This is a genomic window from Paenibacillus sp. TSA_86.1, assembly GCF_052691815.1.
Genome location: NZ_JBQZGE010000001.1, coordinates 1,001,497 through 1,016,499, shown reverse-complemented (window position 1 = coordinate 1,016,499; position 15,003 = coordinate 1,001,497). Strand labels below are relative to the sequence as shown.

Here is a 15,003-nt window from a genome sequence, read left to right as displayed (position 1 = left end):
TTCCTCCTTGGACACTTGGACTGCTTTTCATATGGATGCCAATGTTTTATAATGAATGTTTGTTATTCAACACAGGCTATAGAACGCTGCATTACCTGCATTGAAGTTTTTGCGGTTAAGCCGCATTACTCATTGTAAGTTTTTTCACGGAAAGCGGCAAGGCCGCACCGTTACTATATCGCTGCCAGAAGGGTACGCCCTCTGCGGCTCGAAATGGAGTTGAATGAATTTATATGGCTCGATTGCAATTGATCGCAACCTCAGCAATGGGACTTGAGGCTGTTGTTGCCCGGGAACTGAAACAGCTGGGATACGAGGATGCCAGGGTCGATAATGGCCGAGTATTTTTCACAGGAGATTATATTGACATTTGTCGCTGTAACCTGTGGCTGAGAAGTTCGGACCGCGTGCTGGTCAACATGGGGGAATTCCCCGCAACCACATTTGACGAATTGTTTGAGGGCACCAAAGCACTGCCTTGGGAAGAATGGATTCCGGCAGACGGTGAATTTCCGGTGGAAGGTCGATCACAGAAATCACAACTAAGCAGCGTGCCAGCATCACAAGGTATTGTCAAAAAGGCGATTGTTGAAAAGCTGAAGCTGACACATCACACCGAATGGTTCCCCGAAGATGGAGCACGTTATGTCGTTGAAGTCATTCTGCTGAATGACCGCGCCCTTATTACACTGGACACAACAGGGCCTGGACTTCACAAACGTGGATACCGCAAACTTGTAACAGAAGCACCGCTGAAAGAAACACTGGCAGCTGCACTGATTCAGCTCAGCCGCTGGAACGTTTCCCGTCCGTTTTACGATCCATGCTGCGGTTCTGGCACCATGCTGATCGAAGCTGCAATGATCGGCTGGAACATCGCGCCAGGGCTTCGCCGCACGTTTAACTCTGAGAATTGGGATGTGATTCCTGCTGAACTGTGGGAACAAGCGCGCGAGGAAGCATTCGATGCTGTGCGTGACGATGTGCCTCTGCAAATTTCAGGCAGCGACATTGATCCCGAGGCAATTGAAGTTGCGCAAGCGGCGATCAAAAGTGCAGGTTTTGCCAAAGATATCGAAGTTAGCGTACTGCCAGCTCACCGGGCTAGACCTCAAGGAGAGTATGGAGTCATTATTACCAACCCGCCTTATGGCGAACGTCTGAGTGAAGAAAAAGAAGTACAGAAGCTGCTTCGTTCCCTCGGCCGCAGTTATCTGGAGATGCCGACATGGTCGTTTTTTGCGATCACCTCCACCAAGACATTCGAAGAGTATTTCGGGCACAAAGCGGACAAGCGCCGCAAGCTGTTCAATGGACGGATTGAAACCCAGTATTATCAGTACTTGGGCCCATTGCCACCGCGTAACAAGACACCGCAAGTTTAATAAACGTATTGCATAGGAACGCTCTGACCTCTATGGTAAGGGCGTTTTTTTTGCGTTTTTTCATTTTTTTGTTTGCTTGATACCACTAATCTAATCAACTTCACTTTGCCTCTTTGGAACGCTCAGACGTATACGGCAGACCGATATGACGAGCATGGTTGAAATACCAAGCGGTCACGCTATAATATATGAAGCCCTGTTTTACATTCCGTTAACAAAAAACAAATAAAGATATGTAATGCAACCTAATCTCTGGCATGAATTGCTACTCAATAACAAGGGGGAAACACTATGGTTGTCACACCGCCTAAGCGAAGTTCCGAAACGCGCGGGCTTCTGCGTCATCCACTGACGTTGTATGTTATTTTCACCTTACTTATTCTACTTAAACTGATGCTCTTGCATCACAACTTGCACGCCTATAACATCACGATGGGACTGCTCGACAAAGTCATTGCTATCGGCTCCTTGCTGCTTCTGTCCTTCTGGGTCTGGTGGCTTCCACGTAGAGGTATGATCGTAGCACTTGCCATTCTTCATCTGGTTCTTACTGCGCTTATCTATGCTGATATGGTCTATTATCGCTACTTTCAGGACTTCCTGACTGTACCAGTGCTGTTACAGGCACGACAGGTTGATGCACTTGGGGACAGCATCGCTACTTTGATTTATGCGAGTGATTTCTGGTTTTTTGCCGATGTACTAATCGTGATTCCATTTGCAGTGATGTTACTGTTCAGCAGACGTTATCGCTCAGCTCAACCATCAGGTATGTACACAAGCAGTTATGACGGTGGTTATGGGGGGGATGAAGGATACTCCTCCACTTCCTTTACTTCTTCGAGCGCTCGTAAAAAACGTCTTCGCCGCCGCCTGTTTGCAGGCTTCACAGCTCTCGTGCTGGGACTCGGCCTTGGCGCTGGCCCGATCTATTATTACAGCAAAACCTGGGCCAAAGGGCTGTTTGAGAACAATTGGTGGAATGTATCCATGTACAACGTAACCGGTTTACTCGCTTTTCACGGCTACGATGTGTACTCCTATGTCAAAGATCATGTTGGTTCCGGCCCCGAGGCCGATGCAGCCGATATCAAGCAGGTTCAAGCTTATTTTGCAGATCGGCGGCAGTCGAATGCGGCGCAGCACAATCAGGCCTTATTTGGAAAATACAAAGACAGCAATGTTATTATCGTGCAGGGTGAAGCCTTTATGAATTTCATGATCGGACAAAGCATTGGCGGACAAGAAATCACACCACATTTTAATGAATTAATGAAAGAAAGCCAGTATTACAGTCACTTTTACCATCAGACCGGTCAAGGCAGAACGTCGGATGCTGATTTTGGCGCCAACATTTCTTTACATCCCCTTCCGGTAGGATCGGCGTTTGTGCGTTATGCGGATCATTCGTATGACTCGCTGCCTTCCATCTTGAAGGATCAGGGTTATAACACCAACGTATTTCATGCTTATGAGAGCGGCTTCTGGAACCGCTATACGATGTATCAGAATATGAAGTATGACAAGTTCTACAGCAAAAATGATTTTGTGGAAGATGACCCGCTTGGCTGGTCTTTGTCCGATGTTTCTTTTTTCCGGCAGTCCGTAGAGAAAATGAGCAGCGAGGTGAAGGAGCCATTTTATTCATTCCTCATCACACTTAGCAGCCACCACCCATACTCCTCCATTCCTAAAGATAAACAGCAGCTGGATGTAGGTGAGTTCGAAGGTACCATGTTCGGAAACTACCTGCAATCGGTTCATTATGTGGATGCTGCGCTAGGTGGTATGGTGGAGGATCTGAAAAATCGGGGCTTATGGGAAAATACAATCTTTATGTTCTATGGGGACCATGACAGTTCCATTAAGGATAAAGAACAATATGAGAAGTTTTTGAAACGTCCACTGAACGACCTTGATATGACACAGATCATGAACGAAGTTCCACTACTGGTTCATCTGCCGGATGGAGCTGAAGCAGGTACATTGGAAAAACCTTCGGGGCAGCTGGATATCACACCATCCGTGCTACATTTGCTCGGGATATCCGATGAATCCTATTATCATATGGGAAACAACGTGTACGATGGCTCGGAACGCATGGTCGTGCTGCGTAATGGTTCTTTTACAGATGGCAAGACGTTCTTTATTCCGTCGGATGATCACATATACGCAAATGGAACCTGTTATGATCTGTCTACTCACAAAAAGACCGACATCAATGCCTGCAAAGCCGGTTTTGAGACAGCCTCCAAGCGTCTGCATATTTCCGATACACTGATTACCTACGATCTGATTCGTCAATTCCGTGAGGAAAATACAGCAAGTGCACCTGAACAAATCTCGACTCCATGATTAGAAAAAGAATATTTGAATGAATGGAGATCCGAATTCCATACAAAAAGGGGAACATCATTACATGTCATCCAGCACCCATTCACACGATATCGAACAAAAACTGTTTGATGCCGCTGCCGAGTTTGTACAACAGCGTTATCCTCAAGGATGGGGCGGGGCAGGCGCCGTATTCACGGACGCTGGCTCTCTCCTCATTAGCGTGGCTCCCGAGGTGATCAATGATGCTGTACATCTATGCATGGAAACCGGAGCTTATCTGGAAGCCCACAAATTAAATGAGCGCGTCACCCACTCTCTCTGTATCGCCCGCGATGACGAAAATACAGCATTTAAAGTGCTAACGCCATGCGGAATCTGTCAGGAACGCCTCTTTTACTGGGGTGAGGAAGTCAAAGCAGCAGTTTACGATCCATCTGGACAACTTATTTTCAAAACATTAAATGAGCTTCAACCCAACCATTGGTCAAAGGCTTATCCAAATAAACACGATTAACTTGCGAATTTTCGAAAGTTTCTTTATAATTGTAACTATAAAAGTTTCAATTGAGAATTAAATGGAGGTTTTAAAGCAATGAATATTGAAATATGGTCCGATTTCATGTGCCCTTTCTGTTATATTGGTAAACGCCGTCTTGAAAATGTACTAGAGAAATTCCCTCACCGGGATGAAGTGAAATTGCAGTTCAAAAGTTTTGAATTGGATCCTAATGCAGAAGTGAACAGCGGCAAAACGAACAGTGAGTATCTTTCTTCCAAATACAACATCAGTGAAGAGCAAGCTCGAGGCATGAATGCACAGATGAATGCCAATGCTCGTACAGCAGGTCTCGAATATAACATTGATGCAATGGTTATAACGAACTCCTTTTCTGCTCACCGTTTGACGCACTGGGCAGACACTCAGGGCAAAGCACTTGAACTGAGTGAACGCTTGTTCCAAGCCATTTTTATTGAAGGCAAACATACCGGTGACCATCAAGTGCTGGCTGATCTTGCTCAGGAAGTTGGCCTGGATCGTGAAGCCGCGGCTTCTGTTCTGTCCAGCGACCAATTTACAGAGAACGTACGTGCCGATCAGGCAGAAGGTGCACAGCTCGGCATCCGAGGTGTTCCATTCTTCGTGCTGGATCGCAAATTTGCCATTTCGGGCGCACAACCTGATGATGTATTCCTCGATGCCCTGCAAAAAGCATGGGATGATCGCTCCCCGTTCACCATTGTTGAATCTGATGATTCCGCAGCAGATGGTAACGGTGTATGCACAGATGAAGGCTGTGAGGTTCCGCAAAACAAACCGTCCAACTAACATAAAAAGCAGCAGGATCATGGCTATGCTCATGACCTTGCTGCTTTTTTAATGCCGTTAGAAAAGCGGCTTCAATGTACCTTTCAGCACTTTTGAATTACCTTTAAACTTTTTAGTGGCCTTCAGTGCTCATTTTTGTTTATCCATAATTTATTCATTCATCACCTGTTGCCTTCCTCTTCATATCAGAAAAGTTACAAAATCAGAACAAAACGGAGAAGCGAAGCCCTCCGTTTTGTCACTGCCCTTCGCCTTCCGAAGATCATTTTCCTAGTATCTCTTCAATGAAACGTTGCTGCGGAAAGGACGAAATCGATTCTGTAGAAGCGCAGTGTTGGAAAGAACGATTCATCCTTGAAGCTTACTCCAACGTCCATACTTGTTTAACTGGAAAATCAGCTTCGCCCTTAATCCCAAAATAGTTGATCCGGGTGCGGTCCCGTCCGTTTGTCCGCATCGAGTGCATCAATCTGTCTCAGCTCATCCGGGGTCAGTTCAAAATCAAAGATATCCGCATTCTCGCGAATCCGCTCAGGTGTTACCGATTTGGGAATTGTCACAATCTGATTCTGGATATCCCAGCGCAGAATAATCTGAGCCGGTGTTTTGCCATACTTCTGAGCCAGTCCCTTCAGGGTAGATTCCTGATTCAACTTCCCTTTCATGATGGGACTCCACGCCTCCAGTTGAATCCCCTGTGCTCCGCAGAAATCCTGCAGTTCCTGCTGGATCAGACCCGGATGTAACTCCACCTGATTCACCGCAGGCACAGTACCACCTTCATCTATAAGATCGCGCAGATGATGCACTTGAAAGTTACTCACACCGATCGCGCGCACACTTCCTTCGCTATAGAGACGCTCAAACGCTCTCCACGTCTCTTTATACTGGTCACGGCCAGGCCAATGAATTAAATATAAATCGATGACATTTAACCCCAGCGCCTTCTGGCTGGCTTCAAAAGCTCTAAGTGTCGAATCATAACCTTGATCATCGTTCCAGAGTTTGGTCGTTACAAACAACTCGTTACGGGCTACGCCGCTGCTCGCAATGGCTTGTCCCACTTCTTCCTCATTGCCATAAATCGATGCGGTATCGATACTTCGATACCCCACTTCCAAAGCGGTTTCTACCGCCTGTTGCACTTCTTTACCCTTAGCCTTATACGTCCCGATTCCAAGCCATGGCATTGTCACTCCGTTGTTCAGAATTGTACAATCTGTAATATGTTTGGTCATCCTGTACCTCCCGTATTGATTTTTGCCTGCTCTTGGTCTATTAACCTTCTGACAGAATTTTAAGCGCGTTAGATTAAACCAAAAAAACCTGCAGGCAATGTTTGCCTACAGGTTCAGATGTAACAGAAACCGTTTATTTCCCCTCTTGCCTGTGCTGATTCTGGATCGAATTTAATCTCTTCTTCTCCTCAATGAACATTTCCTGTGCCAATTCGAAGCCTTGTCCTCCTAGAGACAACTCCGCTTGCCTCATGGCCTGCTCGGTATGTGCGAGCCGTTGCTCTGCCTGTACAATCGTCTGCAGATTCGGGTGGGACATGGCTTGAGAAACAGCATAATGAAGCTTGTTCACCGCATTTTGCGCCTGAGATACAGTTGTACCGGCTTGCAAACTGGAATCATAACGCTTGGGCATGAGTACTCCTCCTCGGAATCATATTCCTGTTACCCTGTTAGCATGGGTTAACCAAGCCGCCCTTATTCTTTTTTCCAAAGTCACTTAATGAACTTCGAAACTTTCGTCAGTACCTCTTCTTCTGTAGGAGCACTGATATACCGGCCATTAATAAAAACAAAAGCGCGCTTTGCACACGGGCCGCAATAAGATTTACAACCAATTTTAATCTCTGTGCCTGGCGCCATCTTCTCCAGCTTGGGCACAATCGACTTCAATCGGATATGATTACATTTTTCGCATACGCGGATATCGTTAGCCATGAGTTCCCCTTCTTCGCTCCCTTAGTGGTCGCCGTGGTTGCCTTTGGACGGATTTGTAATGACAAACCCTTCTTGCGGCAAGTAGAGGTAATCAATTTTCACGCCATCCAGCATAGGTTGTCCGTTTTCCAAAATAACGTCAATACCTTTGTCCGTAGATACCACGGTGTCATTATCTCCTGGCGTGTCCAGATCAAGTCCGTAATGCGCGTGGTCTCCGTGTGCATGTGTAATCACTACACGCAATAGTTTACCTTCGTTCTCCGGCTTGTCCAGTTCAAGCTTCAACACTTTTGCTGCGTTACGAGTGATTTTGCAGTTCATTCGATTCATCTCCTATATTATCATTGCTGGTTCCAACAATTTCAGCATACGTTTTAAACTCCAGCATCTATTGTAAAGAAAGTTACAGCTAATCGCAATAACATTGATGCGAAAACAACGTGAAGTCATATTTTAGACACGACCTCAAGATGTTGCGCTTTCCACCAACACAGGATATTTACGTTCAGCACGGCTTACAAACCAGTTCATCAGTATCAAGGTAACCCCGATATCATCAATCGGCATAAATGGCATTACATCAGGAAGCATCCAGTAAAGAAGCGCCGGAATAATAAACAACAGCTTTTCGCCCAAAGGAATCTGCGGGGCCTTGAGCAGACGCGGAAGTCTCTTGAACACATGAACCCACCGCTGAAACGACATCAATCTTCTCCACTTCATCGTATGACCCCCTTTTATGACTGCACTATGATCAAAAAAATTAAAAAACGAACGCCGCTCCAGCGTCCGTTCCAGTTATACGTTTGAATTTCAGATTCGTTTCACGCCTGACCCTGGGCTCCACCTTCCCGTTCCCCATGGGATAACAGTTCTGCCAGTAGCATACCCACTTCCACACAAATGTCATCAAATTGCTCCACAGGTAGCGGATTCACTCCCGAACCCACCTCTACCGTAAATCCTGGTCTGCCAAACGTTTGAATGAACCAATCCTTATATCCAGCATCACTACCACCCAGCTTTACAGCTTTATACCCCGATGCTTTGGCAAGTTTGCGCGACAGTGGCGCACTCTCTCTCGGCTCCAGATCCCGGTAATTCCAATAAATCTCTTGACCTTGACTATGGAGAGATACAACCGCAGCAAAAGCATGCTCCTGCGTCCACTCCGCAAGTGCTTGCGCCTCAGGTTCAGTCAGTGGAGCCGTACCGGCGTAGTCCCGTGGGCCGGGAGAATAAACGCCTCTGCGCGCAACCTCTTCTTCCCAATATGCAGGAAACTGGTCGTTGAGATCTACCCCCCTGATGTTAGCCTTCCAGTGTGTAAAGTGCGAACGGCTACCATTCCAAGCCAGTAATTCCGAAGCGTAGGCATGATGATTTACTACACCTTCCTGAACTAATTCTACACCATCCGGGTTCACCATAGGCACGGCCCATAAGGTTGTTTCTTGCATCCATCGCTGCGGATCAAAGGTGTGCCAAAGTGAATGTGAGTTATATGCCTCAGCATACTCCTCGATAAACCTCATCAGAACAGGAGAGGTCAGCCACTCATTGGCATGAACCGATGCGTTTACATGAATATGTCGCGCCCCTTGCCCAATCCGCACATAAGGCAGTTTTTTTCCCATCACACTTGTACCGATTACCCCCGATTCAACACAGGAATAACGCAATTCCAATCGCTGTATGTCCCTTATCAATTCACGATACCCATATTCACCTTCGATGTTCACGATAGATTCTCCATCATTCAGCGGAATATGAATACAGCTGCCGCCCCAATCCTTCTCCTTAGCAATCTCCGGATTACTTAAACGAAGCTGGTCTTCCGTTATTCCGAAACGCCGCGACGTTTCCTGTACCGTTTCTCCCGGGGGTACAGCATATCTGCGTCCAGTTCCAGGCAACACACGCAGCATCTGACCCGCAAGCAGATAAGGCTGCGACGTAGCTTCAGGATTCAACGCACATAACAGCTCCTTGGTCATTCGATATGCCGAAGCTATCCTCGGCAGTGTATCTCCTGCTTTCACGATAATCCACTGTAGTTCCATGTTGTCTCTCCCTTCCACAGGATCCAATTCTTCCTGCGCTTGGTTATCGCCTAGACGTGTCTGTCTTATCGTATGCGAACCCGGTTGTCCGTCATGTGACATCATTCGCAGACTTCTGCATATAGATCAATCTGGCTACCCGAGTTAAACACAGCTGCACCCAAGCAGAGAAATATGAAAAACCCGAACCTGTACAGGTTCGGGCACCGAAGCAATATTCGAAACAGAAATGCTGCTTCATCCTTTTGACCAATAAAATAATTACGATTATTCCGACAGCTGTGTGACTTGCCAAACGACAGGTGTCTTGGAAATTTGTTCTCCCAGCCACAGCTTGGTGATATTCTGGAACATACGCGGATCACCTGTACAGAAAAATTGATGAACAGGCGTTTCATCTCCGCTTGCCAACTTGCGTTTATCATATAAGATCGTACTGATTTCCCTCGCTGTCTCATCGGCTGAGCTGATGAGCTTCACTTCTTGCCCCATGACATCCTGAATCGTATCCATCAGAAACGGATAATGAGTGCAGCCGAGAATCAGGCAGTCAATGGGCTGTCCTTTAATATCTTCGAGCGCTTGATCCACCGTATGTGTTGTATGTTCGGAACGAAATTCACCTTGCTCCACCAGGGGCACCAGAGTGGGACAAGCCTGACTGACCACATCTACATATGGTGACAGCTGCTTGAGCGCCGACGTGTAAGCACCGCTTCCAATCGTGCCTACAGTGCCAATTACACCAATTCGACCGGTACGGGTCGCCATAATGGCTGCCCTTGCTCCAGGATGGATCACCCCGATGACAGGCACATTCACCTTAGCCCGGATATACTCCAGTGCGGCGGCTGTCGCTGTATTGCAGGCGATAACGATAACTTTCGGATTAAACTGGATCAAAAAATCAACGATTTGCTCCGTAAATTGTTTCACTTGTTCGGACGAACGGGGTCCGTACGGTGTCCGGGCAGTGTCCCCAAAATAAATGATCTTTTCCCGCGGGAGCTGACGCATTACTTCCTTCGCAACGGTCAATCCCCCTACACCGGAGTCTAATATAGCAATAGCTTGCTGCACGAACACACCGCTTCCTTCTTCATTAAATTCATTCTGATAACCACATATCAAAAAGCTTTCTACCTACCCTATGAAATTTCCGGCAAAAAGGTACCTACATCTTACCCGATTTCATCGCCGTGTTCAAATTCAAGTACATAAACCCTGTTAGCATGCAACGCATAGACACACAACAAAGCAGGCTTTCCACCGGAACGGGGAAAGCCTGCTGGTACCACAACTTCTTACTTCGCGTCTTTGGATTCATCCGCAGAAAGCTTTGCCACGCTCTCCGAACCTTGCTCTTTTGTTTCCAATTTCAGGCCTTGATTTTGTACTACCTCCTGCGCTTGATCCTGAACCTGGATCTCAGGCTGAACTTGAATCTGCACTTCTGCTTTGTCTGTTTCCGCGATTGCGCCGGAAATCCGAATTTCCTTGCCATCCGATGAACAACGCCAGGACTGAATATCCTTAATGACCACATCCGCCGTTTCCTTCACTTTGGATACGATCTGTGAGCTTTGCTCCCCAACTTTCACGGCCAATTCCTGACCTTTGTCCGATACCTGACGAGCACCATCGGAGATATCCTGACGCAGTTCACGTCCTGATTTTGGCGCAAGCAGCAATGCCGTGACCGAACCAACAACCGAGCCGATCAAAGCACCCCACAACAAGCTTTTGTTCGAATCTTTCATGACTCATCTCTCCCTTTGTTTGGATTAGACATCGGTTTATGAATCAACCATATAGGTTGCTCATCTGGGCCAATGCCTACTCTGTTGATGCATTATAAGCATGATGGGCTTGACCTGACACTCCTGATTAAAAAAATCTGAACAAAGGCTGCTCTGGTGTAAGTCGCCCACTGTCATTCTGTTTTACTGAACCGTCTGCGGCTTAGACACCGTGTGTTCTTCCCCTGGATTCAGATCTACGACATAGCGTCCTGGTGCGATCAGAGCAGCCTGATGCTCGCAGCGCCAGCGCCGTCCACCCGACGAACCCAAAGTCTGACCATCCTGCAGCACATCTCCCTGATCAAATATGTAATAAGCGGCACCCAGCAGTGTCTGAGCCACCGTATCGGGGTCAAGTCCAGTAAAGTGACATTGCACATCAGGCACGCCAAGCGCGGATAAACCTACGGTATCCATGACCAGTTCCGGCTGTTCTTCCGTCCCCCCTGCTTGATACATGCGCACATTCATCGCTGCGTACAGATGCTCTTCCCGTTCCTGGGCTTGAATATAAGCAGCAGGTTCAACCAACTTGTCACTGCCGTACCAGTAAAGCGCATCACACTTCAGTGCATCCAATACAGCTAAGACAGTTTCTTGAAACAAATTCAGACGTTGCTTACGCGGCATAGCCGCAGTAAACATATCATGAATACGAATGGAGTAACGAGCCGATTCAACAGCTTGTCCCGCTTCAGGCCAATGCCAGGCTTGCTGCAAAGCCCCTGCAAAACGTGTCCGTTCCACAATCTCATGTGCGGGAAGAAAACAAGTTTGAGCCGGAATACTGCCTTCCTGGAAGGCAACCTTGTGCTCCATATGGTAGAACACCAGCATCTCCTTCGCTCCTTGTTCCTTATCTCCCTGTTTTACATCAAGTCGTCCTTGTCCCGTCCGGTTGATGAGCGCCTCCTGTAACACATGATTATTCACATCCGGCTGTTCGTTGAACAAGAACTCCACCATATACACGGGGTGAAAACCAGAAGAAGTCTCTCCACTTTCACGGTTTCCTTGATCTATCTCTTTTGAATCTTTCTCCATACGGCTTCCCTCATTCCTTACTCTGTCCCTTGGCCTTCATTTCCCTGGAAAGGACCAAGTTCTTTTTCCACATAAACGCTTACCTGGCCGGAGAACTTTTCCAATATATCCGGCAAGGTAACGCTTAATGGATGCAATACAGGCCGCTGCCAGCTGTAATAATCTTGCACAAGAGGTTTTCGCAAAGTGACGAGTTGACGCAATACCTCATAGGTAGATTCATCGAACACATGCTCTTCATAGTTAATTTGAATAATATCATCATAACTACTTGCATCTCTCATAATGAAGCCGTCAATGAGATAACTCCCCACATCGGTCACAATCTCGATGGCAAGATGCAAGCAACGTTCCTGTACCATCCCTAACACCAGACCACTATCCCAAGCCTTTACAGCTTGCCTGAGCCCTTCGGCTACTTCAGGTACCGCGTCAAGCCGGCGGGCGATCTGTTCCCTGTTCACATAATACATTCATTCACTTCCCGTTCGGTGAGTTATCGATCTCGTTTTCCTCTGCGCTTAAGCCAGAAGATCATGACAGGGCAAGCGATCAGAAACACAACAAAAATATATAGAAATTCCATAACGTCTCTTAAATCGCTCATGAAGATTCCCCTTCAAATCCAGAATAGAATGATTAAATCCTCAGATCACATAATCTACAGCAATGGACTGTTCTCTGACTTCGTTCATGTACTTGATAACGTCTTGATGGAGCGGGTGAACCTGATACGCCTGAAGATCTTCCAGCGAAGCAAACTCCGCCGTCAGTGAAATGTCGAACGACCTGTCCGAACGCAGTACATCGATACCTACCTCAAGTGAAATCAGAACATCAATTTTGCCTTCCAGATTACGCAGAACCTGAGCAGCAGCCTCAATACTTTCTGTGGAACGATCTTTCATTTTGAACAGGACAATATGCTTAATCATTTGGGTAAACACCTCGTTTGAATTAATGATTAGAACCATTTGTTATGTTTCGTGTATCCAAAATATATCATATCACCGTCTATTACGAAAGGATGCTTGTATGCGTTTCCTGAACAATGGTAGTGAATCTGACTAACCCTTCGGTGGTTCCGACTGCTGATCAGAGGAGACTTCCCCATTCTCTGCCTTCTTATCCTTGTCCTGCACAGTTTGAACATCTTGATTTGTTTGAGTATCTTCTTTTACGGAAGCCTGACTGCCGGAAGTCTGCTGAGATATAGTCCACTCCTTATCTAGCAGAATGTTCTTTTCCTCCTGTTTCTTGAGCACCATGATAGCCTGTCTGAGCTTGTCGGGTAATGGCAGTCCAATTTTGGCATAGTTCTCCGTTATCGAGATTAATTCATTCACCAAGTAAAAATAAATAGCCCCTCCCTTGATAATATCGGTTCCCATAATCAGATCAATGCGGTGAGCCAGCAGAACAACGGTAAGCATTAGCCCTTTACGCGCAAGTCCCCAAAAGCCAATATTGCTGTTCAATCCCGTTCCCGTTCTCACAGCGGCCGCCAAACCTGTAATATAATCAATAGCCATAGCGATAGCAAGCAAACTAAGCAGCTGATCCCACCCGCCAAAAGCGAACGTTACAACCGCTCCCGATATAGCAGTAACCGAACTCACCGCTGGGCTCACGTTCCTCACCTCTCCCTTGTTATCCTGGTTTGAGTACCCTACAATATATGTAAGAATGAGAGATTGTGACAGTTCAACTGCCTTGCTGAACATGCGGATTTATTATTTCAGATTTGTGCACTTTTACGCTGGCCTGTTATGAATAGAACCGTAAATATATTAGGGACTCAGGGGCACAAACAGCATAATATCAGCAAAAACAACACAAAAGTTCTAAAGACCTAAGAATAGGTGATTAGAACTAAATAATTTGTAATCCCGTACAATTCATTCCATCTTTTTTAGTGAATCATTGTAATCTAGGAATATACTAGGATGCGAATAGCTAGAGGTCTAGTTCATAGTTCCCTCTTTCATGTAGAATGACGCACAAGCGGTTTTGAAACCAGTAAATGCGGCACTTGAAAGTACCCCTTTATTTATTGTAGTATTTGGTTAAAAAAATCGGAGGAAATATGCCTAATCAACCAGAACAACATTCCATCCAGGCGTGGTCTCTGATCAACCGTAAATATTTGGGAAAAGGTGTCCGTGTTAAACGGTTCCGCAAACCGACACGCTGTCAAATCCGCAATCGCGTTCTTCTTGCCGTGCTGATGGCCAATGATATTAAATTGTCTCAGCTCGCTGAAGACCTCTCGATCTCCTCACGCAGTGTAAGCGCGTGGGTGTATGAAGGGCGAATACCCGGCAGTACCAATCTGGACAAGACTTGTCAGTTGCTTGGCTACCCGCGACATATTCTTTTTAATGAAGAGGTTGTGCGCAATAGTCCTGTGATCTGTCAACCTGAGCCTTCCCGCTTCATGAAGCGGACGGTAACCCGCTCTCCGGTGAGTAACCGTATTTTGACTGGCTTATGTATGGTCCATGATTTGTCGGTGACAGATGTCAGCCACTGGATCGGGGTTCATCCCGGCACTTTCCGCAAATGGCTGCATCAGGGAACGCTGCCTTCTGCCGCGTTTCAGGAACAAGCGGAACAATTTTTCCGCATCCCGAAGACCATTCTGTTCGCAGATGTCATTCTTAAAGATCGTCGTAATCACTAACATAGCGAACAGCCAAAAGGCTCTGCGCTCCCTGATCGGGGCCAGAGCCTTTTTTAGATGCATACGTTTTGGTTCATGCATAATTTACCTGTAAATACCACAAAATGAAACCGTCACATTCATCTTGGAAGCAGGTGAACGAAATGAAGTCATCGAAACATCTGGGGATCTCCCTCGGCTTTCTTGCAGGGACCACCTTTGGCAGCGGGATTGCTTTTCTATTCCGTTTTGCCCCCCTTCCGTTGATGCTCTGCGTTACCATGTGCGGCTTGGCTGGCATACTGTGCGGTTTGCTGACCACCACTATATGGAACAGTCGTGTTCAGGAGCGTTAATATCATAAAAAGCCGTCATGTGAAGTCCCTATGTTATAGGTAACGAAAAGCCCCGCGTTCTTCTCATCT

Annotated in this window: 17 protein-coding genes and 1 pseudogene; 6 read left to right on the top strand and 12 right to left on the bottom strand. The window is 46.7% G+C overall.

All coding sequences use genetic code 11. From position 1 onward, the window contains the following. The first annotated feature begins 233 nt into the window (after positions 1-233). The 4 genes from ACUTVW_RS04705 to ACUTVW_RS04690 all read left to right on the top strand — a co-directional run bounded on the left by ACUTVW_RS04705 (position 234) and on the right by ACUTVW_RS04690 (position 5,049). Positions 234-1,385, top strand: a complete 1,152-nt coding sequence (locus ACUTVW_RS04705) for a THUMP domain-containing class I SAM-dependent RNA methyltransferase (RefSeq protein ID WP_445644700.1) — start codon at positions 234-236, stop codon at positions 1,383-1,385. Between the two features lie 291 nt (positions 1,386-1,676). Then, a complete protein-coding gene (locus ACUTVW_RS04700) occupies positions 1,677-3,740 on the top strand; it encodes an LTA synthase family protein (RefSeq protein WP_445644699.1) in 2,064 nt (687 codons plus the stop codon). A gap of 64 nt (positions 3,741-3,804) precedes the next feature. Then, entirely contained in the window at positions 3,805-4,236 is a 432-nt protein-coding gene (locus tag ACUTVW_RS04695) for a cytidine deaminase (protein ID WP_445644698.1), read from the top strand. Between the two features lie 78 nt (positions 4,237-4,314). Continuing rightward, on the top strand, positions 4,315-5,049 hold the full coding sequence (locus tag ACUTVW_RS04690; protein ID WP_445644697.1) for a DsbA family oxidoreductase: 735 nt from the start codon (positions 4,315-4,317) through the stop codon (positions 5,047-5,049). A gap of 407 nt (positions 5,050-5,456) precedes the next feature. Here ACUTVW_RS04690 and ACUTVW_RS04685 read toward each other — a convergent pair whose 3' ends face one another. The 12 genes and pseudogenes from ACUTVW_RS04685 to ACUTVW_RS04630 all read right to left on the bottom strand — a co-directional run. Next, the gene (locus ACUTVW_RS04685; protein WP_445644696.1) at positions 5,457-6,287 is read right to left on the bottom strand and encodes an aldo/keto reductase; all 831 of its coding nucleotides are present in this window, start codon (positions 6,285-6,287) and stop codon (positions 5,457-5,459) included. A 133-nt stretch (positions 6,288-6,420) separates the two neighbouring features. After that, complete coding sequence (locus ACUTVW_RS04680; protein WP_445644695.1) at positions 6,421-6,702, bottom strand: hypothetical protein; 282 nt, start codon at positions 6,700-6,702, stop codon at positions 6,421-6,423. Positions 6,703-6,782: 80 nt separating this feature from the next. Further along, positions 6,783-7,004, bottom strand: coding sequence for a DUF1450 domain-containing protein (locus ACUTVW_RS04675; protein ID WP_090920463.1), 222 nt, complete (start codon positions 7,002-7,004; stop codon positions 6,783-6,785). 21 nt (positions 7,005-7,025) lie between these two features. Next, complete coding sequence (locus tag ACUTVW_RS04670) at positions 7,026-7,328, bottom strand: heme biosynthesis protein HemY (protein ID WP_090920458.1); 303 nt, start codon at positions 7,326-7,328, stop codon at positions 7,026-7,028. A gap of 144 nt (positions 7,329-7,472) precedes the next feature. Beyond that, entirely contained in the window at positions 7,473-7,730 is a 258-nt protein-coding gene (locus ACUTVW_RS04665; protein ID WP_445644694.1) for a hypothetical protein, read from the bottom strand. Between the two features lie 101 nt (positions 7,731-7,831). Next, the gene (locus ACUTVW_RS04660) at positions 7,832-9,070 is read right to left on the bottom strand and encodes a M14 family metallopeptidase (RefSeq protein ID WP_445644977.1); all 1,239 of its coding nucleotides are present in this window, start codon (positions 9,068-9,070) and stop codon (positions 7,832-7,834) included. 267 nt (positions 9,071-9,337) lie between these two features. Beyond that, a complete protein-coding gene (gene racE / locus ACUTVW_RS04655; protein WP_445644693.1) occupies positions 9,338-10,150 on the bottom strand; it encodes a glutamate racemase in 813 nt (270 codons plus the stop codon). Between the two features lie 224 nt (positions 10,151-10,374). Continuing rightward, the gene (locus tag ACUTVW_RS04650) at positions 10,375-10,830 is read right to left on the bottom strand and encodes a YtxH domain-containing protein (RefSeq protein WP_445644692.1); all 456 of its coding nucleotides are present in this window, start codon (positions 10,828-10,830) and stop codon (positions 10,375-10,377) included. A gap of 183 nt (positions 10,831-11,013) precedes the next feature. After that, on the bottom strand, positions 11,014-11,916 hold the full coding sequence (locus ACUTVW_RS04645; RefSeq protein WP_445644691.1) for a DUF4261 domain-containing protein: 903 nt from the start codon (positions 11,914-11,916) through the stop codon (positions 11,014-11,016). 17 nt (positions 11,917-11,933) lie between these two features. Next, on the bottom strand, positions 11,934-12,389 hold the full coding sequence (locus tag ACUTVW_RS04640; protein ID WP_445644690.1) for a DUF86 domain-containing protein: 456 nt from the start codon (positions 12,387-12,389) through the stop codon (positions 11,934-11,936). Between the two features lie 174 nt (positions 12,390-12,563). After that, on the bottom strand, positions 12,564-12,851 hold the full coding sequence (locus ACUTVW_RS04635) for a Dabb family protein (RefSeq protein ID WP_445644689.1): 288 nt from the start codon (positions 12,849-12,851) through the stop codon (positions 12,564-12,566). Positions 12,852-13,163: 312 nt separating this feature from the next. Further along, positions 13,164-13,556: pseudogene (locus tag ACUTVW_RS04630) on the bottom strand (phage holin family protein); the annotation flags it as partial. 446 nt (positions 13,557-14,002) lie between these two features. Between ACUTVW_RS04630 and ACUTVW_RS04625 the strand changes: the two are divergent. Both ACUTVW_RS04625 and ACUTVW_RS04620 read left to right on the top strand, forming a co-directional pair. Beyond that, positions 14,003-14,599 (top strand): helix-turn-helix domain-containing protein, encoded by a 597-nt coding sequence (locus ACUTVW_RS04625; RefSeq protein WP_145329283.1) that lies wholly within the window; start codon positions 14,003-14,005, stop codon positions 14,597-14,599. A gap of 143 nt (positions 14,600-14,742) precedes the next feature. Then, positions 14,743-14,934 carry a hypothetical protein gene (locus tag ACUTVW_RS04620; protein WP_445644688.1) on the top strand — a complete coding sequence of 64 codons (192 nt, stop codon included), beginning with the start codon at positions 14,743-14,745 and terminating at the stop codon, positions 14,932-14,934. The last annotated feature ends 69 nt before the right edge of the window (positions 14,935-15,003 follow it).

Coding starts and splice junctions, on each gene's coding strand:
- ACUTVW_RS04705 (WP_445644700.1), top strand. CDS start 234: ATGGCTCGATTGCAATTGATCGCAACCTCAGCAATGGGACTTGAGGCT.
- ACUTVW_RS04700 (WP_445644699.1), top strand. CDS start 1,677: ATGGTTGTCACACCGCCTAAGCGAAGTTCCGAAACGCGCGGGCTTCTG.
- ACUTVW_RS04695 (WP_445644698.1), top strand. CDS start 3,805: ATGTCATCCAGCACCCATTCACACGATATCGAACAAAAACTGTTTGAT.
- ACUTVW_RS04690 (WP_445644697.1), top strand. CDS start 4,315: ATGAATATTGAAATATGGTCCGATTTCATGTGCCCTTTCTGTTATATT.
- ACUTVW_RS04685 (WP_445644696.1), bottom strand. CDS start 6,287: ATGACCAAACATATTACAGATTGTACAATTCTGAACAACGGAGTGACA.
- ACUTVW_RS04680 (WP_445644695.1), bottom strand. CDS start 6,702: ATGCCCAAGCGTTATGATTCCAGTTTGCAAGCCGGTACAACTGTATCT.
- ACUTVW_RS04675 (WP_090920463.1), bottom strand. CDS start 7,004: ATGGCTAACGATATCCGCGTATGCGAAAAATGTAATCATATCCGATTG.
- ACUTVW_RS04670 (WP_090920458.1), bottom strand. CDS start 7,328: ATGAACTGCAAAATCACTCGTAACGCAGCAAAAGTGTTGAAGCTTGAA.
- ACUTVW_RS04665 (WP_445644694.1), bottom strand. CDS start 7,730: ATGAAGTGGAGAAGATTGATGTCGTTTCAGCGGTGGGTTCATGTGTTC.
- ACUTVW_RS04660 (WP_445644977.1), bottom strand. CDS start 9,070: ATGGAACTACAGTGGATTATCGTGAAAGCAGGAGATACACTGCCGAGG.
- ACUTVW_RS04650 (WP_445644692.1), bottom strand. CDS start 10,830: ATGAAAGATTCGAACAAAAGCTTGTTGTGGGGTGCTTTGATCGGCTCG.
- ACUTVW_RS04645 (WP_445644691.1), bottom strand. CDS start 11,916: ATGGAGAAAGATTCAAAAGAGATAGATCAAGGAAACCGTGAAAGTGGA.
- ACUTVW_RS04640 (WP_445644690.1), bottom strand. CDS start 12,389: ATGTATTATGTGAACAGGGAACAGATCGCCCGCCGGCTTGACGCGGTA.
- ACUTVW_RS04635 (WP_445644689.1), bottom strand. CDS start 12,851: ATGATTAAGCATATTGTCCTGTTCAAAATGAAAGATCGTTCCACAGAA.
- ACUTVW_RS04625 (WP_145329283.1), top strand. CDS start 14,003: ATGCCTAATCAACCAGAACAACATTCCATCCAGGCGTGGTCTCTGATC.
- ACUTVW_RS04620 (WP_445644688.1), top strand. CDS start 14,743: ATGAAGTCATCGAAACATCTGGGGATCTCCCTCGGCTTTCTTGCAGGG.